Source organism: Mesorhizobium sp. M0243 (assembly GCF_040321775.1).
In the GTDB taxonomy this organism is placed as follows: Bacteria; Pseudomonadota; Alphaproteobacteria; order Rhizobiales; family Rhizobiaceae; genus Mesorhizobium.
This window is the reverse complement of sequence record NZ_JAMYSF010000011.1, coordinates 112,894-139,115: the sequence shown is the minus strand read 5'-3', so window position 1 is coordinate 139,115 and position 26,222 is coordinate 112,894. Positions and strand designations below refer to the sequence as shown.

Below are 26,222 nucleotides of genomic sequence, written 5' to 3'. Positions count from 1 at the left end.
TAATTGAAATACGTCTGCTCTCGACCTAATCATGCCTCATGACAACACCCCAAACGTCCGCCGGCAGCCTCATTCGCGAATGGCGCACCCGCCGCCGCATGTCGCAGCTCGACCTCGCCATGGAGGCCGAGATCTCGCAGCGGCATCTGAGCTTCGTCGAAAGCGGCCGCGCCGCGCCCTCGCGCGACATGGTGCTGCATCTGGCCGAGCAATTGTCGATACCGCTGAGGCAACGCAATCAATTGCTGCTCGCCGCCGGTTTTGCGCCCAGCTTCGGCGAACGCTCCCTGACCGACACGACGCTGGCGCCGGCGATGGCGGCCGTCGAGATCGTCCTCAAAGGCCACGAGCCTTTCCCGGCACTCGCCGTCGACCGCCACTGGAACCTGGTTTCGGCCAATGCCGCCATTGCACCCTTCCTTGACGATGTCAGCGAGGCTTCGCTGCTGACGCCGCCGGTCAACGTGCTTCGCCTCAGCCTGCATCCCGGCGGCATCGCACCGCGCATCGTCAACCTTCAGGAATGGCGAACGCATCTGCTCGAGCGCCTGAAACACCAGAACGACGCGAGCGGTGACCCTGTGCTGGTCGAATTGGAGCGCGAATTGCGCAGTTACCCGTCCGGCTTGAAAGGCAGCCGGCCGGTGTCGGTCGAGCCGAATGCCATCGTGCATCCGCTCAGGCTGGCGCATGGCGATCAGGTGCTATCATTCATCAGCACCATCACGGTGTTCGGCACGCCGCTCGACGTGACGCTTTCGGAATTGGCGATCGAATCGTTTTTCCCCGCCGACGAGCAGACGAGGACGGTGCTGGTTCGGTTGGCGAAGGAGCGAGCCGAGCTGTCGTAATCACCCTTCAGGCAAAGATGCCTTGCGCGTGCGGGTGCGCTCCAGGCCAAGCTGGCGTTCGCGCCAGATGATGAAGATGCCGGCGGCGACGACGATCAGGCCGCCGACAAGCATATGGAGCGTGGCGACGTCGCCGAAGACGAGATAGCCGACGACGACGCCGAGGATCATCGAGGTGTATTCGAACGGCGCCACCACCGAGGCCTCGGCATGGCGATAGGCCGCCGTCATCAGGATCTGACCGAGGCCGCCGCAGAAGCCGGCGGCAACAAGAAGAGCTGCCTGGAGCGGCGTCAGCGCCTGCCAGCCGAATGGCAGCGACAGCAGCGACATGACGCTCGCCGTCACCGAAAACCACAGCACGATGGTCGCTGTGCGCTCGCTTTGCACGAGATTGCGCACCAAGAGCATGGCGACGGCCGAGATCGCCGCCGCGACAAGAGCGGCCATGACGCCAAGCACTTCCTGATCGTCGAGCGCCTCGTCGGAACTCAGCAGCGTCAGTTCCGGCCAGGAGATGATCAGCACGCCGACAAGACCGACCGCGACCGCACTCCAGCGATAGACACGGATGGCCTCGCCGAGGAAGATGGAGCTGAACACCACCACCAGCAGCGGCTGCGCATAGTTCAGCGTGATCGCTTCCGGCAGCGGCAACCGTGTCAACGCAAAAAAGCCGAGCCCCATGGCGCAGACGCCGACCAGGCCGCGGGCGATGTGGTTGAACGGACGCCTGGTGGTGAAGGCAGTGCCGAGTTCTTTCCTGAAAGCCAGGAAGGCGATGATCGGGAAGATGGCGAAAAAAGAGCGGAAGAAGACAATCTGGCCGGCCGGAATCGTGCCTGCGGCTTTGATACAGGTCTGCATGCCGACGAAGACCGCCACCGACACGATCTTGAGCATGATGCCGGTAAGCGTGTCGTGCCCGCCGGCATCATCGCTGGCTGTGGCCGGGGGGCTGCCGGGGCCTGCTGTCACGCTCCCGACGCTTCTCGGATCGCCGCCCAGATACGCGCCGGCGTTGCCGGCATGTCGATGTGCTTGACGCCGTAAGCGCGCCAGAGCGCGTCGGTCACCGCATTGAGTGCCGCCGGCGTCGAGCCGATGGTGCCGGCCTCGCCCGCGCCTTTGATGCCGAGTGCATTGGTGGTCGAAGGCACGTTGCGGGTCTCGAAATGGAAGAACGGGAAATTGTCGGCGCGCGGCATGGCGTAATCCATGAAGCTCGCCGTCAAAAGCTGTCCATCCTCGCCATAGATAGTGTCTTCGGTCAGTGCCTGGCCGATGCCTTGCACGACGCCGCCATGCACCTGGCCGGCGAGCAGGATCGGGTTCACGGTGACGCCGAAATCGTCGACGATGGTGTAGCGGACGATCTCGGTCGCGCCGGTGTCGGGATCGATCTCGACCTCGCAGATATGGGTGCCGTTGGGATAGGTGCATTCGTCCTGCACGAACTCGCCAAAGCCCTTGAGATCGTCTGATGTCTTGGCGGCCTTGGCGATGGCGGAAAAATCGATCGAGCGATCGGTGCCGACGATGCGGGCAACACCATCAGACAGCTCAATGTCGCCGGCAGAAGCCTCCAGTTCGTCGGCTGCGATGCGCTTGATCTTGTTGGCCAGATCCTCGCCCGCGCGGGAAGCCGATACACCCCCCAGCGGAATGGAGCGCGAGCCGCCAGTGCCACCGCCGGCCTTCAGCTCATCGGTATCGCCCTGGCGGACATGAATCTTGTCGATGTCGAGATTGAGCTTTTCCGACAGGAACTGCGCATAGGCGGTGGCGTGTCCCTGCCCGTTGGTCTGGGTGCCGATCTTCAGCGTCACCGTGCCATCGCCATTGAGTTCGACGAAGGCCGGTTCGGAGCCCGGAAAGGCACAGGCCTCGATATAGGTCGCCATGCCGAGGCCGCGGATTTTTCCGCCGGCCTTCGATTGCGCCAGCCGCTCCGGAAACGCTTTCCATTCGGATTGCTCAATGGCGCGCTCCATATGGCCTTCGAATTCACCGGTGTCGTAGAGGCGGCCGGTTTGCGTCCGGTAGGGAAATTGCTCCGGCCGGATGAAGTTGCGGCGGCGGATCTCCTCGACAGGCAGGCCGAGATCGTGGGCGCAGGCATCGACCAGCTTTTCCAGCAGGAAGGCTGCTTCCGGTCGGCCGGCACCGCGATAGGCATCGACCGGGCAGGTGTTGGTGTAGAGGCCGGTCACCGAGACGTCGAGCGCCTGGATATCATAGACACCGGTCGACATGGTGACGCCGATATAGGGGATGAACGGACCGTATTGCGAGATATAGGCGCCGATGTTGGCGAGCAGGTCCACCTTCATGCCGAGAAAGCGGCCGTCCTTGTCCAGCGCCATTTCGGCCGTGACGAAATTGTCGCGCCCTTGCGCGTCGGTCAGGAAGTGTTCCGTGCGGTCGCCGGCCCATTTCACCGGGCGGCCAAGCCGCTTTGCCGCTTCCAGCACCAGCGGATATTCGCGGTAGACGAAGCTCTTCGGCCCGAAACCACCGCCGACATCAGGCGTGATGACGCGCAGCTGGTCTTTCTTGATCTTGAACACGCTGGCCAGGATATACTGCATGGAGTGCACGCCTTGCGACCCGGTGGTCAGCACGAAGCGCTTCTCCTCGACGTTCCATTCGCCGATCGCGGAGCGCGGCTCCATGTAGTTGCACACCAGCCGGTTGTTGACGAACTCGATGCGGGTGACATGGGCGGCCTTGGCGAAAGCCGCTTCGGTCTTTTTCTTGTCGCCCATGTGGTAGCTGAAGGCGCGGTTGGAACCAAGCTCCGGCCAGACCAGCGGCGTGCCTTCGGCAAGTGCATTTGCCGTCCCCGAGGCCGCGTCTTCGCCGTCATAGTCGACATCGATCAGTTCGGCGGCATCCTGCGCCAAGGCTCGGCTGTCGGCGACGACGAAGGCAACGGCATCGCCGACATAGTTGACGCGGTCGCGGCACAGGATCGGGATGTCGCGCGTCGGAGCCTTGGTGCCGTCCGGCTGTTCCTGCATGACGCCGGATTTCAGATCGCCGAGATGGGCAAGATCCTTGCCGGTCAGCACCAGATGGACGCCAGGTGCCGCCTTCGCCGCCTCGGTCGAACCGATGGTGAAGCTGGCCTTGGCGACCGGCGAGCGCAGGACATAGCCATGCAGGACGCCAGCCGGCTGGATGTCGTCGGTATAGCGGCCCTGGCCCTGGATGAAGGCGGCATCCTCGCGCCGCAGCACGGATGCGCCCATGCCGAATTTCGGTGTGACGACGGTCATGGATGCCTCGTGATGATGACAGGAGAAGGAACGCCTGAAATAGGCATTGCCTCAGTTTTGTCGAGGGGCGGTTTCGTGTAAAGAGCGCGGACTTCAAATTTCTTGGACCAGCGGACACAATCCGCCGCCAACGCAATCGACAGGAAAACCCACGGAATGCGCACGGACACCGGCCAGGTCTTCAAACTCGAAGACTATCGCCCCAACGACTACCTCATTCCGAAAACCGACCTTACCTTCCGCCTTTCGCCAGACGCAACGCGTGTCACCGCCGTGCTCACGATAGAGCGTCGTGACGACGTCTCCGTGTCGGCACCGCTGGTGCTCGACGGCGACGGGCTGACCCTCAAGCGCATAGAGATCGACGGCAACAAGGTGAAGCCGGCGGATCTGCTGGCGACGCCCGATCAACTGACCATCCTCAAGCCGCCGGCGGCGCGTCGCTTCCAGTTGCTCATAGAGACCGAGGTGGCGCCGGCCGGCAACGAAGCCCTGATGGGCCTCTACCGCTCGAGCCATGTCTACTGCACGCAATGCGAAGCCGAGGGCTTTCGCCGCATCACCTATTTCCTCGATCGTCCCGACATCCTGTCCGTCTACACGGTGCGCATAGAGGCAATACGTGACGAAGCGCCGCTGCTCCTGTCCAACGGCAACCCGGTCGACAGGGGCGACCTCGGCGACGGCTGGCACTATGCAGTGTGGCACGACCCTTTCCCCAAGCCGTCCTATTTGTTCGCGCTGGTGGCCGGCAATCTCGGCCAGCTTGCGGACAGTTTCGTCACGCTATCGGGCCGCACGATCGAACTCGGCATCTATGTCGAGCCCGGCAAGGAGAACCTGGCCGGCTACGCGATGGATGCTCTGAAGCGGTCGATGAAATGGGACGAGGAGGCGTTCGGCCGCGAATACGATCTCGACGTCTTCAACATCGTCGCCGTGTCCGACTTCAACATGGGCGCGATGGAGAACAAGGGCCTTAACATCTTCAACGACAAATATGTGCTGGCCGACCGGGAGACCGCGACGGACGCCGATTTCGCCAATATCGAGGCGATCATCGCGCATGAGTATTTCCACAATTGGACAGGCAACAGAATCACTTGCCGCGACTGGTTCCAGCTCTGCCTGAAGGAAGGCCTGACGGTTTTCCGCGATCACGAATTCTCTGCCGACCAGCGTTCGCGCGCGGTCAAGCGCATCGCCGAAGTGCGCACCTTGCGCGCCCACCAGTTTCCCGAGGACCAAGGTCCGCTGGCGCATCCGGTGCGGCCGCGCCGCTACCGCGAAATCAACAATTTCTACACGGCGACGGTCTACGAGAAGGGCTCCGAAGTGGTGCGCATGATCCGCACAATTCTCGGTGCCGACGTCTTTCGCGCCGGCATGGACCTCTATTTCGAGCGACACGACGGTGACGCGGCGACGATCGAGGATTTCATCAAGGTGTTCGAGGATGCGTCCGGCCGCGACCTGTCGCAGTTCGCGCTCTGGTATCATCAGGCAGGCACGCCGAACCTGACGATCAGTTCGACGCACAATCCGGCCGCGCAAGAATTCACGCTCGAAATCGAGCAGTCGGTGCCGCCGACACCGTCCGAAAGCCGCAAGCGGCTGATGCACATCCCGCTGGCTTTTGGCCTGATCGGCGCCGGCGGCAAGCCTGTGCCGTATAGCGGCGTCGAAGGCGCCAGCGTCGAGGACGGCGTCATCCATATCCGCAAGCGCCGCCACATGGTGCGGTTTTCAGGCGTCACCGAGCGCCCGGCCGTGTCGCTCAACCGCGGCTTTTCGGCGCCGGTGACATTGTCCGTCGAGCAGAAAGCCGACGACCAGTTCTTTCTCGCCCGCCATGACAGCGACGCCTTCTCGCGCTGGCAGGCCTTCAACACATTGCTGACCGATGCACTGATATCAGCCTTCCGCGAGGTCCTCGGCGGCAAGCAGCCGGCCTTTGCACCGCGGCTGATCGAACTCGCCGGCAGCATCGCCGGTGACGAGACGCTGGAGCCGGCCTATCGAGCACTGGCGCTGGCATTGCCCGGCGAAGCCGACATCGCCCGCGACATCGGCAGGAACATCGACCCCGATGCCATCTATGCCGCTCGCGAGGCACTGGCGCTGGCGATCGGCACTGCGAACCGGGACGTTTTTTCGGGCCTCTACCGCAGCCTTGCCGACAGAGAAGCGTTCAGCCTCGACGCGGCGAGCGCCGGACGACGCGCCTTGCGCAACACCTTGCTGGATTATCTGTCGCTGCAGCCGGGTGGAGCAGCACTCGCCGCCGGGCATTTCCAGTCGGCGACCAACATGACCGACCGCGCGGCAGCACTTGCCGTGCTCGCGCATCGTCACCACGGTTCGCCCGAGGCGGTCGAGGCGCTGGCGGCTTTCGAGACGACCTATGGGTCCGACCCGCTGGTCATGGACAAATGGTTCCAGATCCAGGCCAGCGTTCCGGGGCCGCAAACCGTCGACACCGTGAAGGCCCTGACCAACCACCCGGCCTTCTCGATGGGCAATCCGAATCGAGTTCGCTCGCTGATCGGCACCTTCTCCAGCGCCAACCAGACCGGCTTCCATCGTGCTGACGGCGAAGGCTACTGGTTCTTTGCTCAGACTGTGCTCGAGGTTGAAAAGGGCAACCCGCAAGTGGCAGCCAGGCTGGCGACGGCGCTCAGATCGTGGCGTTCGCTCGAACCTTTGCGGCAAGCCAAGGCCAGGGAAGCGCTGCTGTCGATCGCCGGCGCCGAAAACCTATCGGCGGATCTGCGGGATATTGTCGAGCGTACGCTGGCATAAGCGGGCGCCCGGCAAGAGACATTGGGCCGTTTCGGCGTTATTTTAGTCGATTTTTAATCTTTTTTCGCCGGACCACTGGACAAGGCGAATCACCTTTGATTCTTTACTGACGATTCGGATGTGCGGCGTTTGCCGGATCGCCAAGCAGCATAGGCAAATTCGGGGAGTGCCATTTATGGCGAAGGCGGACGCGTGGGGCGCGCCCGGAGGGACGGTTTTTGCGCATCGCGAGACGCGCGGCGACGGTCTTGCCGGGAATACGCGGCTCATCGCCGAACCGGCCTACCGGCGGCTTCTGGCCGCCGAGCCGCTGCTGCGCCGATCAATACCCGCCCTCATCATCACCTTCCTGATCGTCATCGCAGCGCTGCGCGTGCTGTCACTGATGAACGAGCGCGACGATGTCGAGCGCAATGCCAAGGCGATCCTGACGCTGGCGGCGGGCCAGTTGGCCAGTTCGCTCGCCACCACCTCGGAAACGGTGCCCGGCGCCATACAGGATCTGCTGGAGACCACCAGCCGTCAGGGCGCGATGGGCCGCAGCCATGTGCTTGTCATCACCGACAGCGCTTTCAAGATCGTCGCGGTGACGCCGCGCTCGATGCCATGGCAGGGCCATTCGCTGGACGGCCTCGTCGAGGGCGGCCAGCCCTTGTTCATGTTCGGCGATCGTGCCGGCGTCATGGACGTCAACATCGACGGACGGGACTGGTACGCCGCGGTCAGCCTGGCGGATGGCGGAAAGGGCGCATCGGCGGCCCTGGTGCCACAGGACGCGGTTTTCGATGCCTGGCGCAAGACCGTTTCGCTGAACGTCACCCTGTTCGTGCTGACGGCCGGCGTGCTGATCGTCATCCTCTATGCCTATTTCGGCCAGGCCGCGCGTGCGCAGGCGGCCGACCGCATCTACCTCGAAGCGCATCAGCGCATCGACATGGCGCTGGTTCGCGGCCGCTGCGGCCTGTGGGACTGGGACATGGTGCGCGGCAAGATGTACTGGTCGCGCTCGATGTACGACATGCTCGGCTACAAACCCTGCGACACGATGCTGTCCTTCGGCGAGGTCGATCAGATCATCCATCCCGAGGACGGCGACCTGTTCGAGCTCGCCAACAGAATCGTCGCACGCGAGATCGACCACATCGACCAGGTGTTCCGCATGCGCCACGCCGACGGCCAATGGATCTGGATGCGCGCACGGGCGCAGGTCATCGATCCGGAAGCCCCGGAGATCCAGCTGATCGGAATTGCCGTCGACGTCACCGAACAGCGTCATCTGGCGCTGCGTTCCGAGGCTGCCGACCTTCGCCTCAGAACGGCGATCGAGAACATCAACGAATCCTTCGTGCTGTGGGATTCGACGCAGCGCCTGATCATGTGCAATTCCAAATACCAGCAGGACAACGGGCTTTCGGACCGCGACGTGATGCCGGGCACCGCGCGCGCGGCGCTGGAAGAACGCATGCTGGCCTTTGCTTCCGAACGGCGGCTTGCCCACACCAGCGGTCTGCAGGGCGGCGCCACTTTCGAGCGGCAGCTGGCCGATGGCCGCTGGCTGCAGGTCAACGAACTGAAGACCCGGGACGGCGGCATCGTCTCGGTCGGCTCCGACATCACCCAGATCAAGCTGCACCAGGAGAAGCTGGTCGACAGCGAGCGCCGGCTGATGGCAACGATCCATGATCTCAGCCTCGCGCGGCGGGCCGAAGAGGAGCGCTCGCGCGAACTGGTCGACCTCAACCGCAAATACATGAAGGAAACCGAACGCGCCGAAGCTGCGAACCGGGCCAAATCCGAATTCCTGGCCAACATGTCGCATGAGTTGCGCACGCCGCTGAACGCGATCATCGGCTTCTCCGAACTGATGGAACAAGGGCTGTTCGGCCCGCTCGGATCGGAGCGCTACGAAGAATATGCCACCGACATCAACAGCAGCGGCAAATATCTCCTGGGCGTCATCAACGACATTCTCGACATGTCCAAGATCGAGGCCGGCCAGTTTTCGCTGGACCGGGAAGAGATCGATCTTGGCCCGCTGATCAGCGAAACGGTTCGCGTCGTCTCGCTGCAGGCGGCGCAAAAGGCCATCACCGTGGAAACGCGCATTGCCGATGCGCTGACGCTGGTCGCCGATCGCCGCGCGATCAAGCAGATCGTCATCAACCTTTTGTCCAATGCGGTGAAATTCACCGGCCAGGGCGGCCACATATCGGTCAGGGCCCGCAACACATCCGGCGCGCTGGTGCTGACGATCGAGGACAATGGCTGCGGCATTCCCAAGGAGGCGCTCGGCAAGCTAGGACGGCCCTTCGAGCAGGTGCAGAACCAGTTCTCCAAGAGCCATGCCGGGTCTGGCCTTGGCCTTGCCATCTCACGTTCGCTGGCCGAGCTTCAGGGCGGCGCGCTGAAGATCCGGTCGAGCGAAGGTGTCGGCACGATCGTGTCGGTGCGCATTCCGGTGAAGAGGGCCGTGCCGGCGATCAAGGTTGCAGCGTGAATATTTTATCACCATCCCAGGCCTGATCCCACCTCATGGACGCGAGGTGAAACGCTTTGACAAAGTTATCTATTTTATCCACCTTAGATAAGAAAGGTAGACTTTGTCATGCGAGTGACTTCAACAGAATTCCAGCAGAATGTCGGGCGTTTTCAGGACGCTGCCCAGCGTGCGCCGGTCGCAATCACAAAGAATGGCCGGACCCACACGGTACTCCTGTCGGCGGCGATGTTCGAGGTGTTGGTCAAGGGACGAGTCGCCCGTAACGCGGAAGAACTGGATGATGAGACGCTGAACGCCATCGCCGAAAGCGCCGTACCGAGCGAATATGCCGGGCTCGATGCGATGCTCAAAGACTGGACACCGTGAGCCTGCCCAAACCTATCCCGGGTCTGGTGATTTCCTATTCTTACCTCTGGGTGAGAGAACACGAAAGGGTGCCGAAGAAGGTCGCAAAAACCGACCATGCGCCATTGTCGCCGCGCGCCGGGTCGTGGAGGGCCGTGAAGTCATAACGGTCGTTCCGGTCACACACTCGCCACCGGCTGATCCTGCCGATGCAGTAGAAATACCTGCGCCACTCAAAGCCCATCTCTGCCTCGATGACACGCCGTCATGGATCGTCGTGACCGAAACCAATGACTTCCTCTGGCCGGGTCCCGATCTCAGGCCCATCGCGAGAAGCAAACCGTCCCGATTCGACTATGGTATGCTGCCGCCGCGCTTCTACGCCTATCTGCGGGAGAGAATTTTGCAGGCTCACGCACGCCGCGCGCTCCGGCAGATTCGGCGAACAGAGTAGCTGCATGAGACTGGAAACACGAAACGTCTTCAATTCCAAGGGACGATCGCTTCACGGTGATCCCGAACGAAACAAAAGATCAAAGTCCTTCCTGACCTTCTGCGACGTCTCCTTGAGGTGTGCTTCCAGCACACCGAAATCCGGCAAGTCGGTCACCGCCAGAAGCAGATCCGAAAGCCCCGGCGGAACGTCGTCGCGCTCAAAGGCTCCGGTGAGGCACAGCCGCGTCATCTGGGTCAGTGCAAGATAGAGCGCGTAGGCATCGCCAAGCTCCTGCCTTATCCCGGCATCGGCGAAGCCCGGTGCGAGGCGCGACAGGATCTCGGCGGTGCCGGTGGCGCGGCGCCCGGTCTCGACCTGCCCGGTGATGACGGCCACCTGGGCGATGAATTCCAGATCGATCAATCCTCCGGGAATAAGCTTGATGTCCCAGAGATCGCGCGGCGGCTTTTCCTTCTCGATCATGGCCCGCATGTCCGCAGCCTCGGCCATCACCTTGGCGGCGTCGCGCGGCTGTCCAAGCACCGTCGCCACTTCCGCTTCAACCTCGCCGCACAGGCTGGCGTCGCCGGCAATGGCGCGGGCGCGGGCCAGCGCCATGTGTTCCCAGGTCCAGGCTTCCTGGCGCTGGTATTTCTTGAAGGCATCGATATGGGTGGCCACCGGCCCCTTGTTGCCGGACGGCCGCAGGCGCAGGTCGAGTTCGTAGAGCACGCCCTCCGCCGTCGGCGCGGACACCGCCGCGATCAGCCTTTGCGTCATGCGGGTGTAGTAATGCGAAGGCGCCAGCGGCTTGTCGCCGTTGGACTCTTCGGCATCCGGCGCGTGGTCGTAGAGCAGGATCAGGTCGACATCCGATCCGGCAGTCAACTCGCGGCTGCCGAGCTTGCCCATGCCGAGCAGCGAAACCACGCCGCCGGCAATGATGCCGTGGCGTGCCGCGAATTCGGCCGTCACCGCCTTCAACGCAGCCTCGATGGTGAGATCCGCCAGATCGGAAAAGGCGCGGCCGGCCCGCGCCGGATCGATCGAGCCGGCGAGCAGCCGGACACCAATCAGGAATTTCTGCTCGGAGGCAAAAATGCGCAGCCGGTCGAGCACATCCTCGTAAAGTCGGTCGCCCTCGACGAAGGCGGAAAGCCGCGCCGACAGATAGGCGCGGTCCGGTAGTTCGGTGAGCAAGGCCGGGTCGAGCAAACCATCGAAGACATGCGGCCTGCGGGTGATGATCGCCGCCAGCCGGGGAGCGGCCCCCATGATCGTCGCCAGAAGCTTCAGCAGGGCAGGATTGGACTGCAGCAGGGAGAACAGCTGGATGCCAGCCGGCAGGCCGGCGAGAAACTCGTCGAAGCGCATCAGAGCTTCGTCGGCCCGGCGCGTCTGGCCGAAGGCGCGCAGCAGCGCCGGCGTCAGTTCCGTCAGCCGCTCGCGTGCCTCCGCCGACTGGGTGAGGCGATAGCGGCCGAAATGCCAGCCACGGATGACGCGGCAGATGTCGCTTGGCCGCTGGAAGCCGAGCCCGTGCAAGGTCTGCAGCGTATCGGGATCGTCGACATCGCCGGTGAAGACCAGGTTGCCGATGCCGGTCGACAGTTCGGGTGCTGTTTCGAACAGTGCCGCGTAGTGACGTTCGACCTGCTGCAGCGAGGCACGGAACGCTTGAGAAAAGGCAGAAGCATCGGCAAAGCCGAGCATGTAGGCGATGCGCTCCAGGCCTTCATCATCTTCCGGCAGCGTGTGCGTCTGCTCGTCGGCAACCATCTGCACGGCGTGTTCGACGCGGCGCAGGAACCAGTACTGGCGGGCGAGCGCATCGCGCGCCTCGGCGGTGATCCAGCCGCGGGTCGCAAGCTCGCCGAGCATCGGCACGGTCTCGCGGCCACGCAGTTCAGGGAAGCGTCCGCCGGCGATGAGCTGCTGGGTCTGGACGAAGAACTCGATCTCTCGAATGCCGCCTCGGCCAAGCTTGACGTTGTGGCCTTTGACCGCAATCTCGCCATGGCCCTTGTGGGCGTGGATCTGGCGCTTGATCGAATGGACGTCGGCAATCGCCGCGTAGTCCATGTATTTGCGCCAGATATAGGGCTGCAACTCCTTGAGGAAGGCCGCACCCGCGGCCAGATCGCCTGCCACCGGCCGTGCCTTGATCATCGCGGCGCGCTCCCAGTTCTGGCCGCGTGCTTCATAGTAGCGCAGTGCCGCCTCGACCGGGATCGCCAGCGGTGTCGAACCGGGGTCTGGGCGCAGTCTCAGATCGGTGCGGAAGACATAACCGTGTTCGGTGCGGTCCTGCAGGATGCGCACCAGGCGGCGCGTCAGCCTCGAAAACAACTCGGTGGCGTCGAGCGGATCGACGACGGCGGGCGCTTCCGGATCGAAGAAAACCACCAGATCGATGTCGGAGGAAAAATTCAGCTCATGCGCGCCGAGCTTGCCCATGCCGAGCAGGATCCAGCCCGACTGTTTCGATGGATTGCCGACATCCGGCAGTTTGAGTTTGCCCTGGCCATGCGCGTCACGCAGCAGGAAGTCGACGGCCGCACGGGTGCAGGCGTCTGCAAGATCGCTCAATCGCCGGACCGTCAGCGCCGTTTCGGCCTCGCCGGCAAGATCGGCCAGCGCGATCAGGAAATGCGCCTCCGCCTTCCACTGGCGCAGCTCCATCATCAGGCCGGATTCCGAGACTGCTTCGGCTGGATGCACCTGGTCGATGGCGGCGCCGATCGCCTTCAGCCGAGCCTCGATCGTCTGCTCGAACAGCCCGTCCAGGATTTGCGGCCGGCGACGTGCGGTATCGCGCAGGAACGGCGACAGATCGAAGACGGCGGCAAGGAAATCCTGGCCCTCCCCTTTGCCTGCCAGGAACTTGGCCAGCCGCGTCAGTCCTTCTTCGCGCGCGGCGGAAGCGATCTCGGCCAGTTCCAGCCGCGCACGGTCCTTGTCGAGCGGGGCAAGCCTGGCAGCCGGCTTCAGCCGCCATCCAGTCTCCACCCGCTTCGCTGCAGTGCTCATCAGTGATCCTCCCGAGCCGGGAAACTCATGACCACGGATAGTCCAGGATTGCCAGGCAAGAGTTCAAGCCGGCCATTGTGGAACGTCATGACCGCCTTGGCGAGGCTGAGGCCAAGACCGGAACCCGGCTGCGAACGGCTCTTCTCCAGCCGCACGAAACGTTCCGTGGCGCGCGCGCGGTCGCCATCGTCGGGAATGCCGTGTCCATTGTCGGTAACCGACAGGCGAACGTCCGCACCGGTTCGCTCGAGCGTGACGCGCACCGCCGGCTGGGCATTGGCGCCGGTGGAATATTTGATGGCGTTGTCGACGATGTTCGACAGCGCCTGGCCGATCAGTTCGCGGTTGCCGTCGACGGACGCCGCCTTGCGCGCGTCTGCTTCCAGTGACACGCCTGCCTCTTCCGCCACCGGCTCGTAGAGTTCGACGACATCGCGCACGGCCTCCGCCAGATCGACGCGGTTGGTGTTCTCCGAGGAGTAGCCAGCCTCCAGCCGGGAGATCATCAGGATGGCGTTGAAGGTTTTTATCAACTGGTCTGACTCGGCAATGGTGCCTTCCAGCGCCTGCCGGTAGTCGGTAGCCTTTTGCTTGCCCGAAAGCGTCGCTTCGGCCCGGTTGCGCAGCCGGGTCAGCGGCGTCTTCAGATCATGCGCGATGTTGTCGGAAACCTGCTTCAAGCCTTCATTCAGCGCGGCGATCCTGGCCAGCATGGCATTGAGATTTTCGGAGAGCCGGTCGAACTCATCGCCAACCCCCGTCACCGGCAGCCTGCCCGACAGATCGCCGCCCATAATGCGGCGGCTGGCTTCCGACACGCTGTCGATGCGCTTCAGCGCGGCGCGGCCGACAAAAAACCAGATCAGCAATCCGCCCAGTCCCATCATGCCGAGCGCCAGCATCAGCGCACGGCGGATGACCGCACGAAACCGCTCCGGCTCGCCAAGGTCGCGGCCGACCAGCATGATCATCTGGTTCGGCAGCCGCAGCACCAGCGCAATGGCGTTGTGGCCCTTTTCGCCCTGCGCCTGCGCATCGTTCTGCTCGGATTGGGTGGTGGTACCCTGCTCGGCGGGAAGGTTGCGCAGGCGCTCGAGCTCTCCCTCGCCAAAGCGCTGATAAGAGAACGGACTGCTGGTCCAGCCTTCGTTCTCGAGAACGCCCGGCTCCAGGCTCTGCACATTGCCGGTCAGGATTTGGCCGTTGGCGTCGGCGATCAGGTAAAGGTTGGCGCCGGGCTGGCGCGAGCGCTGTTCCACCACGCGCACCAGGATCGGCAGGCCACCGCGCTGGTAGGCGCGGGCAAGGCCGAGCACTTCGTCATTGATGGTCTCCTGCGTCTGCGCGGTCAGCATTCGCGCCGACAGCGACGTCATGTAGAAGACGAGTGCCACCGCGCACAGCGCGAAGAGCAGGAAGTAGAGCGCCGAAAGCCGGGCTGCCGTCGTCTTCATGATGGCTGGCACGGAAAGAGCCATGCCGCAGCTAGCCGCTCTTCAGCATATAGCCGGCGCCGCGAACCGTATGCAGGATGGGCTTGTCGAAGCCCTTCTCGATCTTGCCGCGCAGCCGGGAGACATGAACGTCGATGACATTGGTCTGCGGATCGAAATGGTAGTCCCAGACATTTTCCAGCAGCATGGTGCGTGTCACCACCTGGCCGGCATGCCGCATCAGATATTCGAGCAAGCGGAATTCACGCGGCTGCAGCGTTATCTCGCGTGACGCACGGCGGACCGAATGCGACAGCCTGTCGAGTTCGAGATCGCCGACGCGGTAGACGGTTTCGGCTTCCTTGGCGCTGGCGCGACGGTTCAGAACCTCAACGCGGGCGAGAAGCTCGGAGAAGGCATAGGGTTTCGTCAGGTAGTCGTCGCCGCCGGCGCGCAGCCCCGTGACCCTATCATCGACCTCGCCGAGCGCCGACAGGATCAGCACCGGCGTCGTGTTGCCCCTGGACCGGAGACCGGCAATGACCGACAGGCCGTCGCGACGCGGCATCATCCGGTCGATCACCATCACGTCGTAGTCGCCGGCGTCGGCGAGCGCAAAGCCGGTTTCGCCGTCACCGGCGACATGAGCGGTGTGACCGGCCTCGGCAAAGGCTTTCTGCAAGTAATCCGCAGCCTCGCGATCGTCTTCTATGACGAGAATCTTCATAGGGCTGTTATACGCGATTTCGCCGGAAGGTTGAGTGGCAGACATCTGCATTGTGGCCTTTGCCAAAGCGCACCGCGATCAAGATTGCCCGAAGCCGTGCGCGATAAAGCTGCTCGCCGCCGATGTCGTTTGCATCGGATCGCGGAAGCGCTTTTGAAAGTGTGCGGCAGCGGGCGATGGGAAGCCCGCTGCCGCCGGGGGAAGGCGCGATGACTGACTAACGCGCGCTCCTCCATGCTTTCCCTTACGGCGGCTCGGGGGTGTTGAACCGGCGCACTGGAAAAGTCCAACCTGCCGCCGGAACGCCCTCACCCACCTGGAAAGGCCGAGAGAACGCTCCGGGACCGACCTCAGCCCTTGGCGACGGGCAGCGCGACGAACCGATTGGTGTCGTCGCGGGTGATCTGCATCAGCACTGCCTTGCGGCCGGATTTGACTGCTTCGGTCATCGCCTTGGTGACGTCTTCGGTGCCGTTCACTTCGGTCGAATTGACTGACGTGATGACGTCGCCCGGCTGGATGCCGCGATCGGCGGCGTCGCTGTCGGGATCGACATCGGTCACCACCAGTCCCTTGCCGTTTTCAGACTTGGTAACGGTCAGGCCGAGATCGGCCAGCGTGTCGGGCTTGGCCGGGGCGGCGGGCTGCTGCTGATCGACAGAGGCCTGCTTGTCGCTCGAAGGCAGTTTGCCGAGATCGACCTTGACCGTCTGGCTCTTGCCGTCGCGCCACACGGTGACGTCGACCGATTTGCCAGGCGAGAAGGCGCCGATCAACCGTGCCAGTTCCTTCGGCGAAGCGACGTCCTTGCCGTCGACCTGGGTGATCACGTCACCGGCCGTGATGCCCGCCTTCTTGCCGGGACCATCGTCCTGCGCGCTGGAAACCAGTGCGCCGTTGTTGGACTTCAGACCAAGCGACTCAGCGATGTCGGAGGTGACCGGCTGGATTTCGACGCCGAGCCAGCCGCGCTGCACGGAACCGCTCTTCATCAGGTCCTGAACGACCTGCTTGGCGGTCGAAGCGGGAATGTCGAAGGCGATGCCGACGCTGCCGCCGGACGGCGAGAAGATCGCGGTGTTGATGCCGACGACCTGGCCGTTGAGGTTGAAGGTCGGGCCGCCAGAATTGCCGCGGTTGACCGATGCGTCGATCTGGATGAAGTCGTCATAAGGGCCAGCGCCGATGTCACGGCCGCGGGCGGAGACGATGCCGGCGGTGACGGTTCCACCAAGGCCGAACGGATTGCCGACGGCCACCACCCAGTCGCCGACGCGAACCTTGGAGTCATCGGCGAAGTCGACATAGGTAAACTTGCCGACGCCGTCGACCTTAAGCACGGCGAGATCGGTGCGCGGGTCGGTGCCGACCAGCTTGGCGTCGAGTTCCTTGCCGTCATGCATCACCACGGTGAAGGCCGAGCCTTCCGAAACGACGTGGTTGTTGGTGACGAGGTAGCCGTCATCCGAGATGAAGAAGCCGGACCCTTGAGCAACCGGCCGCGGCTGGTCGTTGTTGCGGTCGCGGTGGCTGAAGCGCCTGTTGCCGCCACCCTGGCCGTCCTGGTCACCAAAGCCACGGAATTCCTTGAAGAAGCGGCGCAGCTGTGGATTGTTGGGCAGGTTGTTCATGCCATCCTGGTCGTCGGACGGGTCGGAGCCATCATCGGCGGCCGGGCTGATCTTGGCCTTGACCTTGACGCTGACAACGGCGGGAGAAACGCGCTCGACGACATCGGCGAAGCCCGGCACCTGCGGCGCCTCGACGCGCACGGCATCGGCCAGAACAGGGCTGGTTCCGCTGGTCAGCGCGCCAACGCCGATCGCACCGGCCACGGCGACAGATGCGACGGCAGCCATGAGACGCTTGCGGGTGACCGAATATGAATTGGGGGCAATATTCATGGATTTCTTATCCTCTTTCAACGGACGCTGCTTGGTCGGCATCCTCAGGAAAGGAGAATTAGAGCGGCACACATTACAGCGCCATTTCCGACACATGAAACTTTGGTAATGTTTGGGAGTCAGGGGACGTACAATCCCCTTGGCTGCCATGTCCGATGTGCTATCTTGTACACAACTCAGCACAAGGCTTTCATAAATGACAGCAAGCACCACCATGACCATCCGGGTCTCTCCCGAAACCAAGCTGAAGCTGGAGCGGATCGCCACCGACACCCGGCGTAGCAAATCGTTCCTCGCCGCCGAGGCGGTCTCGGCCTACGTCGATCGCGAACTCGATATCATTGAAGGCATCAAACGCGGCATGGAAGATGCGGCGGCTGGCCGTGTCGTGCCTCATGACGACGCGATGGCGGAAATCGACGCAGTCATCGAATCGGCGGAAGCCAGGCGCTTGGGCAAGGCGTGAAGCGGTTCGTCGCCTGGTCGCGAGAAGCGCTGGACGATCTTAAGCAGCAAGTTGCCTTTATCGCTCAGGACAATCCTGCTGCCGCCCGACGCCTGGCGGATCGTATTCATGAAATGGGCCAGGGCCTTGGTGAGATGGCGACGGGCCGCCCAGGCCGAGTGACAGGCACATATGAGAAGCTCATCGACCGCCTGCCCTACATCATTGCCTATGAGTTGCGCCCAATCGCTGGCCGTCAGAGCGTCGTTATCCTGCGCGTCATTCACACGTCGCGAGACTGGCCCTCGGAGGAATGGCCAAGCTAATTGCCTAGTATCTTGTCCAGCGCCGCCTGTTCCTCAGTGGTCAACGCATTGGTCGCCAGCACGCGGCGCGACCGCGCGGTCAGCACGATGAAAACGCCTCCTATCAGCAACAGCAGGACGGGCGTGCCCCATAGCAACGCATTGCGCAGGTCGAAACGCGGCTTCAGCAGCACGAACTCGCCATAGCGCGAAACCACGTAGTCCATGACCTGCTGGTCGGTGTCGCCGGCGACGAGGCGCTGACGCACAAGGACGCGCAAGTCGCGGGCAAGGTCGGCATCGGATTCGTCGATCGACTGGTTCTGGCAGACCATGCAGCGCAAGCCTTCCGACAGCGCCCGCGCCCGCGCCTCCAGCGTCGGATCAGGCAGCACCTCGTCAGGCTTCACCGCCAGGGCCGTGCCGGCAAAGGACAGCGCCAGCAGCAGGGCAATGGAGGTCAGCGAAAGCCGCGCGTTCATGGCAGGGTCGCGGATGGCACCGCGCTCGCCTGCTTGCGCCGCCGCGACGGCGCGCCGACGCGCAGGCGCCGGTCCATCAGTGACATCGCCGCGCCCGCCATCATCATCAGGCCGCCGCCCCAGATCAACGTCACCAGCGGTTTCCACCACAGACGGACGACGACGGAACCGTCATTGCCCTCGTCGCCGAGCGAGATGTAGAGCTGCGAGAAACCAATCGTCCTGATGCCCGATTCCGTCGTCGTCATCTGCCGCACCGGATAAAACCGTTTGGCGGAGCTGATTTCGCCAACAGGGCTGCCGCTGACGCCGATCAGTTCGAAGCGGCCGAGATCCTCGCTGTAATTCGGTCCCTGGGCCGGATGAAGCCCGACGAAACGCAGCGTATGGCCGGACAGTTCGACGGTCTCACCGGCATGCATCGACAGAATCTTCTCGGTGCCGAAGCAAAGTGTGCCGACGATGCCGAGCGTGGTCAGACCGAGGCCAAGGTGAGCGAAGGCGGTGCCGAAGACCGAGCGCGGCAGGCCGAGCAAGCGCCTGACCATGATCCCCGCTGCGACATTGCCGACCCCCGATTTGACGGCGAGGTCGGTGAGCGCGCCAAGGATCAGCCAGACGGCAAGGCCAACGCCCAGGGCTGCGAACACCGAGGCGCCGTCGATGAACAAAGCGGTGACCAGCGTCGCCAGCAGCGCCGCTGCAAAGGCCGCCATAAGGCGCTGCGCGACGGCGAAGACATCGCCGCGCTTCCAGGCCAGCAACGGCCCGAACGGAACCACGAGCAGCAGCGGCACCATCAGCGGTCCGAAGGTGAGATTGAAGAACGGCGCGCCGACCGAGATCTTGTCGGCTGAAAAGGCTTCGACGGCGAGCGGATAGAGTGTGCCGACGAGGACGGTCGCCGTCGCCGTCGTCAGGAACAGATTGTTGAGGACCAGCGCCCCTTCTCGGGAAATCGGTTGGAACAGGCCGCCGGTCGTCAGCCGGGAAGCGCGCAGCGCAAACAGCGCCAGCGAGCCGCCGATAAACAGCGTCAGTATGCACAGGATAAACACGCCGCGCGTCGGATCGGTGGCAAAGGCGTGCACCGAGGTCAGCACGCCTGAACGCACGAGGAAGGTGCCGAGCAGCGACAGCGAAAAGGTCAGGATGGCGAGCAGCAGCGTCCAGATCTTCAGCGCCGAGCGCTTTTCCATGACGATGGCCGAATGGAGCAGCGCGGTCCCCGCCAGCCACGGCATGAAGGAGGCGTTCTCGACCGGATCCCAGAACCAGAAACCGCCCCAACCGAGCTCGTAGTAGGCCCAGTACGATCCCATGGCGATGCCGCCGGTCAGGAACATCCAGGCGACCAGCGTCCACGGCCGCACCCAGCGTGCCCAGGACGCGTCGATGCGGCCTTCGATGAGAGCGGCAACCGAGAAGGAAAAACAGATCGAGAAGCCGACATAGCCGAGATAGAGAAAAGGCGGGTGAATGGCGAGGCCGAGATCCTGCAGGATCGGGTTGAGATCGCGGCCTTCGATCGGCGCCGGATTGAGCCGGATGAACGGATTGGACGTCGCCAGGATGAACAGGAAGAAGGCGGCGCCGATGGCGCCTTGCACCGCAAGCACATTGGCGCGCAGCGTCGCCGGCAGGTTGGAGCCGAAAGCGGCGACGAGCGCGCCGAAGAAGGTCAGGATCAACACCCAAAGCAGCATCGAGCCTTCATGATTGCCCCAAGTTCCGGTGATCTTGTAGATCAACGGCTGCAAGGAATGCGAGTTTTCCCACACGCTCGCCACCGAGAAATCGGAGCTTGCATAGGCACTCGCCAACGCTGCGAAGGACAGCGCCGTCAAGGCAAAGCCGGTCACTGCGACCGGACCGCCGACGGCCATGAGGCGCTGGTTGTTCAGGCGCGCGCCAAACAGCGGCACCACCGTCTGCACCAGCGAAAGCGCAAACGCCAGGACGAGGGCGAAATGTCCCGTTTCAACCATGCCCGTGATCCATTGTCGCTCTCCTGCCGGAGCTATTCACTCTTGTTCTCCTGCCAGACGCCCTTGGCCTTGAGGCCGTCCGCAACCTCCTTGGGCATGTAGCGCTCATCATGCTTGGCCAGCACGCTATCGGCAACAAAAACCCCGTCCGGGCCGAAAGTACCCTCGGTGATGACGCCCTGCTCTTCGCGGAAAAGGTCGGGCAGGATGCCGGTGTAGGTGACCTTGACCGATTTGTGCGTGTCGGTCACCGAAAAGCCGACCGTGGCCCCCTGCCCGCGCTGGATCGTGCCTTTTTCGACCAATCCACCCAACCGGATGCGCTGGCCAGGCTGAACACTGGCGGTGGTGAGATCGGCCGGCATGTAGAAATAGGAGGCCTTCTGGCCAAGCGCGTAAAAAGTCAGCCCGGTCGCGGCAGCCAGGAAGACCAGCCCGCCCGCGATCACCGACAATCGTTTCTGCTTGCGCGTCATGTCTTGTTCTACTCCGTCGCCGCAAGCCCAAGCGAAGCGGCAAAGGCAGTGAATTTCTTCGCCTGGTCGCTGTCGGCTCCAAAGACGGCAATGGCGCGACCGAGCGCCTCACGCGCCTGATCGGCCTTGCCGAGCACGACATAGGAACGAACGAGCCGCATCCATCCTTCCGGATCGCGCGGATTTTGCCGCAGTTTGTCGTCGAGGCCGGCAACCATCGTATTGATCATGGTCTCCCGGTCCTGCGGCGACATCGAGGATGCGGCGTCGACATCGCCGGCATCGGGACCGTTGGTGGCGCCGCCGGAAGCGACGTCGGAGCTTCCGGATTTGGCGAGCGCCTGCTCGACGGCACCGCGCCATGGCGAATCCGGCGGCAATCTGTCCAGCATCGCCTGCCATGCCGTGGTCGCTTCCTTGGCGCGACCCTCCTGCGCCAATGCCATGGCCAGGTAGAAGCTGGCCTTCGCATTGGCCGGATCGAGCTTCAGGGCTGCTTCGAAAGCATCCTGGGCATCGGCCGAGACAATGCCGCCTGCCGCGCTGGCGATCGCCTCGCCGAGACCGGCCTGGCGAACGGCGCTGTCGCCATCGAGCCGAATGGCGTTGCGATAGGCTCCTGCCGCGTCGGAAAAGCGCTGCATGCGCAGATAGACCGGTGCCAGCACGTCCCAGCCCCTGCCGTCAGTGGGATTGGCGGCCAGATGGGCTTCGGCCCGCGCCACCAGCTCGTCGACCGAACTGTCGGCAGGATTCTTGGCCAACCGCTCGCTGAGCGGTTGCGACGGCAGGTCAGGAGAGCCAAGCTTGACATAGAGCCCCCAACTGACCAGCGGCACCGCCAGCACGGCTACGGTTGCCACCAGCCTTGCCGTGACCGGCGCTCGGCCAGGGTTTGCGCCGCCGACGGCACCCGCATTGTCAAGGCGAAGGATGCGGCGAGCGATCTCGGCGCGGGCCTCGGCGGCTTCGGCCGGCTGGATCAAGCCACGCGCGGCGTCGCGGTCAAGCTCGGACAATTGGTCCCGATAGACTTCGAGATCATGTTCGCCGCTCGACGACGCGCCCTTGGCGCTGGCGGCCAGCGGCAGCAGCACCGCCAGGCTTGCACCCAGCGTGAGAATGGCGGCTATGACCCAGAACAGCATGGTTCTTCCAATACCGGCAGAGCTCTGCCGTGCCAACAGATGCATGCTGCGACGCTTTGACGACGCCAGCCGCCAATCGTCGGCAGACGGTCGTCAGGTCAGCGGCGTCCAGCTGCCATCGGCGTTGCGGCAAGCGGTTCCACGCGCCGTGACCCCGGCGCCGCCGGAAAATACCGTCTGCGTGTACTGGCGGCAGTCCTGCGAACCGACGCGGTAGGGCTGGGCCGGAACCACCTCGCCGTAGCGCGAAGCCTGGGCGCCCTTCCACGTCACCTTCTGGCCGCTGGTCGTGTATTCTAGCGCCTTGTACTCAGCCTCAAGCGCGCTGCGCTTCTCGGTCTCGCTGAGACCGTTGCCGATCGCCCCACTGATGAGGCCGCCGCCCATCGCCGAAATGATCGTCGTGGTCACCTTGCCGCTGGAAGGAGGTGTCGAGGCCGGTGTCGCGGACACGGTTGGACCCTTGCCGCTCAAGGTGGTGCAGCCGGAAACAGCCAGCAATGCGGAAACAAGAGCGACGCGAATCTTCATGCCAACAACCGGTTTTCTTGAGTTGGAGCCTGCCATGGATGCGCCGGGGGCCGCGTCATCGGAGAAGTTGGCGTGGCCATAGTATTGATATTTGTCGGAAATTTGGCGCTGGCCGCTGCGGGACCAATGGACATGCCGCCAATAACATCTTCCGTCCCTCTATGTCGATTGGCCCGGGTGAACATCACTGAAGGCTCCGCAATCGCACCACCGCCTTCAATCCGCCCATACCGGATCGTTCGAGCGCCAGAACGCCTCCATACTCGTTGACGAGGTCTGCGACAATGGCTAGGCCCAGCCCCGTTCCGGGCTTTGTCTCGTCCAGACGCCGTCCGCGCTTCAGCGCCTCGCGCGCCTTATCCTCGGGAATGCCCGGACCGTCATCCTCTATGCCGATCTCGAAAAGGCCGGCCGGGTCGTCCTTGCCGGTCAAGGGCACGACCGAGACCTGCACCGCGCTCTTTGCCCATTTCATCGCGTTTTCAAGGAGATTGCCCAGCAATTCCTCAAGGTCCTCGCGCTCGCCGGCGAAGACGATCTCGGTTGCCGGCAGTGACAGCGACAGATTTGTCTGCGGATTGAGCTTCTGCATAACCCGCACCATGCGCTGCACCAGCGGCGTCACCGGCGTGCGGTAGACGACGCTGTCGCGTTGTGCCGCGACGCGGGCGCGCTGGAGATAGTGTTCGACCTGCTTCTGCATGGAAGCGGCCTGTTCGGCGATCAGCTGCCCCTTGGCGCCGCCGAGCGCGCGGCCCTCGTTGAGCAGCACCGCCAGCGGCGTCTTCAGCGAATGGGCGAGATTGCCGACCTGTGTTCGCGACCGCTCGACGATGCGCCTGTTGTTTTCGATCAACGCATTGGTTTCGTTGGCAAGCGGTTCGATCTCGGCCGGGAAGCGGCCGTCGAGCCTCTGGGCGGTGCCTTCGCGCACCATGGCGAGCGCGTTCCTGACCCGGCGCAGCGGCTGCAGGCCGAGCAGAATGGCGATCGCGTTGATGGCGATCATGCCGACGCCGAACAGGCTGAGATAGGTCAGCAGGCGGCGCTGAAAGGTAGCGATTTCCTGTTCGAGTTCGCTCTGGTTGCCCATGACGCGGAAACGCGCGGCCCGGTTCTTGGCGTCGAGAACGAATTCGCTCTCGAAAACTTCGAGTTGCTCGCCGTCGATGCCTTCGGCTGCGTAGCTGCGCTGAAAGCTGGCATTGAACGGCACCTCGGCAACGCTCGGTGACGGGATCGTCGTGGTCATCGACGACGAGTGAAGATCGCCATGCACGCCTTCCGAAGCGGGCTCCACCGACCAGTACCAGCCCGAATTCGGCTCCGAGAACCGAAGGTCGCCGAGGTCTGGCGCGCCAGTCAGCGCCCCGCTGTCGGAGATGCCTATCGAACCGATCAGGTTGAACAGATGCGCCGAAAGCAGGCTGTCGAAGCCGCGTTCGCTGGCCTGGCGGTAGAGCGTGGTTATCAACGTGAAGATGACAACGAGCGTCACGATCGCCCAGACCGTGGAAAAGGCGATGACGCGGAACGTCAGCGAACGCGGCCACAAACGCAGCGAAAGCGGCGCCCTTGCGGTTGGTTTGAGCGGTTCCGAGTTACGCCTCCGGCTCACGCATGCGGTAGCCCATGCCGCGCACGGTTTCGATCATGTCGATGCCCATCTTCTTGCGCAGCCGCCCGACAAACACCTCGATAGTGTTGGAATCGCGGTCGAAATCCTGATCGTAGAGATGCTCGACCAGTTCGGTCCGCGAGACGACCTCGCCCATATGGTGCATCAGATAGGCAAGCAGGCGGAATTCGTGCGAGGTCAGCTTCAGCGGCACGCCGTCGACATCGGCCTTGGAGGCCTTGGTGTCGAGGCGCAGCGGCCCGCAGGTCAGTTCGGACGAGGCATGGCCGGCAGCGCGCCGGATCAGGGCCCGCAGCCTGGCCAGCACCTCCTCGATGTGGAACGGCTTGGTGACGTAGTCATCGGCGCCGGCATCGATGCCGGAGACCTTGTCGCTCCAGCGGTCGCGCGCCGTCAGGATCAGCACCGGCATCTTGCGGCCGCCGCGCCGCCAGCGCTCGACCACGCTGATGCCGTCCATCTGCGGCAGGCCGATATCGAGCACGACGGCGTCGTAGGGCTCGGTGTCGCCAAGGAAATGGCCTTCCTCGCCGTCGAAGGCGCGGTCGACGACATAGCCGGCATCGACCAGCGCATCCGATATCTGCCGATTGAGATCCTTGTCATCTTCGACGACGAGTACGCGCATGCGGAGTTCGATACCTGTTGATGAGCTTTGTCAGATTGAAGAGCTTTGTCAGATTGAAGACTGGGGCAGATATAGGCCGATTCCGGCGGTCTGGGAAACTGAGGGTCTATAAGTTGGAAAAATGGGTCAGTTCAGCGGAACGACGATCTCGGAACGGCGCGGACGTTGTCCGTCCTTGCCTGGAACGAGCACGACGATGACACAGACAGGCTGACCGCCGCGCGTCGATTGCGAGGCCTTGGCCAGCGTTCCGCCATTCTGCTCGGCCACCTGCTGGCCGATGGCGTAGCAATCGGACGCCGCCAGTACGATCGGGCTGGCCAGGTCGGGCGGCGCGACGACCGGTATCGCTATCGCCTGCGACGCGAACAGTCCGGCAGCACAAAGCGCCAGTGTCGCGGTTCGGAAGTGGGAGCGAAGCGTTTTCATGACCGGCGTTGTAACGCATCGGTGCTGAACGTGAAATGAACGGTGAACGCCGCTGAAAACATGCTCGCCACACCCCTGCAACGCGAGACAATCAACCTGGAATTTCACCGCCTCGAACAGGTGAAATCCCGCGAAAGTCCAGTCTAGACTCGGTTTTGACCATATTGAAAGCGCATCAGGCATTTTCCTGCGTTATCGCGCGAAAACGCAGCAGCCCGTGATGCACGAGCAGATCCTCGTCATGGCGGGCTTCGGCAAATTCCAGCGACAGTCGTGTCTGGCCGCGAGGGCCAATCACCAATGCTGCGTCGGCAAGGCGCGCCTGGATGGCGGCCATGATGGCTAGCGTTTCGGCGTCGCCATGGGCTTTCGACCAGACATGCAGCGTAATCAACTGGTCGTCGGTGTTCTCGGTGCTCGTATCCCAGTCGAAAGCGGAGGTATGGCCCCAGGTCACGTACGGAAAAGCGGCATTGTCGGCTGGCCGTTCGAGCAGTCCGGCGCCGCCCAGCAAGGCCGACAGCGATGCATCGCTTTTCAGCCTGAGAAACAGTGCCTGCTGTAAATCGCCTGGCGCGGTCATCGTCTTTTCCTCCGGTTCCTGCGCTGCCGACTATTGCTTTTCGGAAGCCTGTCCGCGTTCTGCGTGTTCTGACAGATATAGCCATTCGACGCGCGGAGGCGATGGCGATTCGTCATCGCAATGATGGATGCCGATGATCTCGAAAGGGCGACTTTGCCAACACCATCGTCCGCGGGGACCGAGCTGTGAACATGGACTCTCGATTCCTGGTCACATATTCTCGCTCCATACAGCGTCGCATGACGCAATGTTTCCTTGC

The 26,222-nt window shown here is 63.3% G+C and carries 21 protein-coding genes; 6 read left to right on the top strand and 15 right to left on the bottom strand.

Going from position 1 to position 26,222, the window contains the following annotated elements:
• Positions 1–38: 38 nt before the first annotated feature.
• Complete coding sequence (locus NKJ11_RS16865; RefSeq protein WP_023812827.1) at positions 39–851, top strand: helix-turn-helix domain-containing protein; 813 nt, start codon at positions 39–41, stop codon at positions 849–851.
• Here the strand turns inward: NKJ11_RS16865 and NKJ11_RS16860 are convergent, their stop codons facing one another.
• Positions 852–1,829: a DMT family transporter gene (locus NKJ11_RS16860; protein ID WP_352441290.1), complete on the bottom strand. Its 978-nt coding sequence runs from the start codon at positions 1,827–1,829 to the stop codon at positions 852–854.
• Positions 1,826–4,132: a xanthine dehydrogenase family protein molybdopterin-binding subunit gene (locus tag NKJ11_RS16855; protein ID WP_352609841.1), complete on the bottom strand. Its 2,307-nt coding sequence runs from the start codon at positions 4,130–4,132 to the stop codon at positions 1,826–1,828. Before NKJ11_RS16855 ends, NKJ11_RS16860 begins: the two co-directional genes overlap by 4 nt.
• Before the next feature lie 156 nt (positions 4,133–4,288).
• Between NKJ11_RS16855 and pepN the strand changes: the two genes are divergently transcribed.
• From pepN to NKJ11_RS16840, 3 genes are all read left to right on the top strand, one after another.
• A complete protein-coding gene (gene pepN / locus NKJ11_RS16850; protein WP_352793814.1) occupies positions 4,289–6,934 on the top strand; it encodes an aminopeptidase N in 2,646 nt (881 codons plus the stop codon).
• 175 nt (positions 6,935–7,109) lie between these two features.
• Positions 7,110–9,431: a PAS domain-containing sensor histidine kinase gene (locus NKJ11_RS16845; RefSeq protein ID WP_352793813.1), complete on the top strand. Its 2,322-nt coding sequence runs from the start codon at positions 7,110–7,112 to the stop codon at positions 9,429–9,431.
• 108 nt (positions 9,432–9,539) lie between these two features.
• Positions 9,540–9,800 (top strand): type II toxin-antitoxin system prevent-host-death family antitoxin, encoded by a 261-nt coding sequence (locus tag NKJ11_RS16840; protein WP_023812822.1) that lies wholly within the window; start codon positions 9,540–9,542, stop codon positions 9,798–9,800.
• A 484-nt stretch (positions 9,801–10,284) separates the two neighbouring features.
• On the opposite strand, the gene NKJ11_RS16835 is transcribed toward NKJ11_RS16840, so the two are convergent.
• The 4 genes from NKJ11_RS16835 to NKJ11_RS16820 all read right to left on the bottom strand — a co-directional run bounded on the left by NKJ11_RS16835 (position 10,285) and on the right by NKJ11_RS16820 (position 17,309).
• Entirely contained in the window at positions 10,285–13,245 is a 2,961-nt protein-coding gene (locus NKJ11_RS16835) for a bifunctional [glutamine synthetase] adenylyltransferase/[glutamine synthetase]-adenylyl-L-tyrosine phosphorylase (RefSeq protein WP_352721860.1), read from the bottom strand.
• Complete coding sequence (locus NKJ11_RS16830; RefSeq protein WP_352721858.1) at positions 13,245–14,723, bottom strand: sensor histidine kinase; 1,479 nt, start codon at positions 14,721–14,723, stop codon at positions 13,245–13,247. The genes NKJ11_RS16835 and NKJ11_RS16830 overlap by 1 nt, the downstream gene beginning before the upstream one ends.
• A 7-nt stretch (positions 14,724–14,730) precedes the next feature.
• Positions 14,731–15,405 carry a response regulator transcription factor gene (locus tag NKJ11_RS16825; RefSeq protein WP_023812818.1) on the bottom strand — a complete coding sequence of 225 codons (675 nt, stop codon included), beginning with the start codon at positions 15,403–15,405 and terminating at the stop codon, positions 14,731–14,733.
• A gap of 350 nt (positions 15,406–15,755) precedes the next feature.
• Complete coding sequence (locus NKJ11_RS16820) at positions 15,756–17,309, bottom strand: Do family serine endopeptidase (protein ID WP_352721854.1); 1,554 nt, start codon at positions 17,307–17,309, stop codon at positions 15,756–15,758.
• Between the two features lie 196 nt (positions 17,310–17,505).
• On the opposite strand from NKJ11_RS16820, the gene NKJ11_RS16815 reads away from it, so the two are divergent.
• Together NKJ11_RS16815 and NKJ11_RS16810 are read left to right on the top strand one after the other, a co-directional pair.
• Positions 17,506–17,775 carry a CopG family ribbon-helix-helix protein gene (locus tag NKJ11_RS16815; RefSeq protein WP_023812816.1) on the top strand — a complete coding sequence of 90 codons (270 nt, stop codon included), beginning with the start codon at positions 17,506–17,508 and terminating at the stop codon, positions 17,773–17,775.
• Positions 17,772–18,080 carry a type II toxin-antitoxin system RelE/ParE family toxin gene (locus NKJ11_RS16810; RefSeq protein ID WP_128303003.1) on the top strand — a complete coding sequence of 103 codons (309 nt, stop codon included), beginning with the start codon at positions 17,772–17,774 and terminating at the stop codon, positions 18,078–18,080. The genes NKJ11_RS16815 and NKJ11_RS16810 overlap by 4 nt, the downstream gene beginning before the upstream one ends.
• Here NKJ11_RS16810 and NKJ11_RS16805 read toward each other — a convergent pair.
• From NKJ11_RS16805 to NKJ11_RS16765, 9 genes are all read right to left on the bottom strand, one after another.
• The gene (locus tag NKJ11_RS16805; RefSeq protein WP_352793812.1) at positions 18,077–18,541 is read right to left on the bottom strand and encodes a cytochrome c-type biogenesis protein; all 465 of its coding nucleotides are present in this window, start codon (positions 18,539–18,541) and stop codon (positions 18,077–18,079) included. The two genes, NKJ11_RS16810 and NKJ11_RS16805, sit on opposite strands and share 4 nt — an antisense overlap.
• A complete protein-coding gene (locus NKJ11_RS16800) occupies positions 18,538–20,529 on the bottom strand; it encodes a heme lyase CcmF/NrfE family subunit (protein ID WP_023812813.1) in 1,992 nt (663 codons plus the stop codon). Before NKJ11_RS16800 ends, NKJ11_RS16805 begins: the two co-directional genes overlap by 4 nt.
• A 32-nt stretch (positions 20,530–20,561) precedes the next feature.
• Positions 20,562–21,005, bottom strand: coding sequence for a cytochrome c maturation protein CcmE (ccmE, locus tag NKJ11_RS16795; protein ID WP_023812812.1), 444 nt, complete (start codon positions 21,003–21,005; stop codon positions 20,562–20,564).
• An 8-nt stretch (positions 21,006–21,013) separates the two neighbouring features.
• Complete coding sequence (gene ccmI / locus NKJ11_RS16790) at positions 21,014–22,153, bottom strand: c-type cytochrome biogenesis protein CcmI (protein ID WP_023812811.1); 1,140 nt, start codon at positions 22,151–22,153, stop codon at positions 21,014–21,016.
• A 93-nt stretch (positions 22,154–22,246) separates the two neighbouring features.
• On the bottom strand, positions 22,247–22,684 hold the full coding sequence (locus NKJ11_RS16785) for an RT0821/Lpp0805 family surface protein (RefSeq protein WP_352609852.1): 438 nt from the start codon (positions 22,682–22,684) through the stop codon (positions 22,247–22,249).
• 184 nt (positions 22,685–22,868) lie between these two features.
• Positions 22,869–24,302: an ATP-binding protein gene (locus tag NKJ11_RS16780; protein WP_352609853.1), complete on the bottom strand. Its 1,434-nt coding sequence runs from the start codon at positions 24,300–24,302 to the stop codon at positions 22,869–22,871.
• Positions 24,286–24,951 carry a response regulator transcription factor gene (locus NKJ11_RS16775; protein WP_023812809.1) on the bottom strand — a complete coding sequence of 222 codons (666 nt, stop codon included), beginning with the start codon at positions 24,949–24,951 and terminating at the stop codon, positions 24,286–24,288. Before NKJ11_RS16775 ends, NKJ11_RS16780 begins: the two co-directional genes overlap by 17 nt.
• A gap of 126 nt (positions 24,952–25,077) precedes the next feature.
• Positions 25,078–25,380, bottom strand: a complete 303-nt coding sequence (locus NKJ11_RS16770) for a hypothetical protein (RefSeq protein ID WP_352609854.1) — start codon at positions 25,378–25,380, stop codon at positions 25,078–25,080.
• 175 nt (positions 25,381–25,555) lie between these two features.
• On the bottom strand, positions 25,556–25,963 hold the full coding sequence (locus tag NKJ11_RS16765; protein ID WP_352609856.1) for a DUF3168 domain-containing protein: 408 nt from the start codon (positions 25,961–25,963) through the stop codon (positions 25,556–25,558).
• Positions 25,964–26,222: the final 259 nt, after the last annotated feature.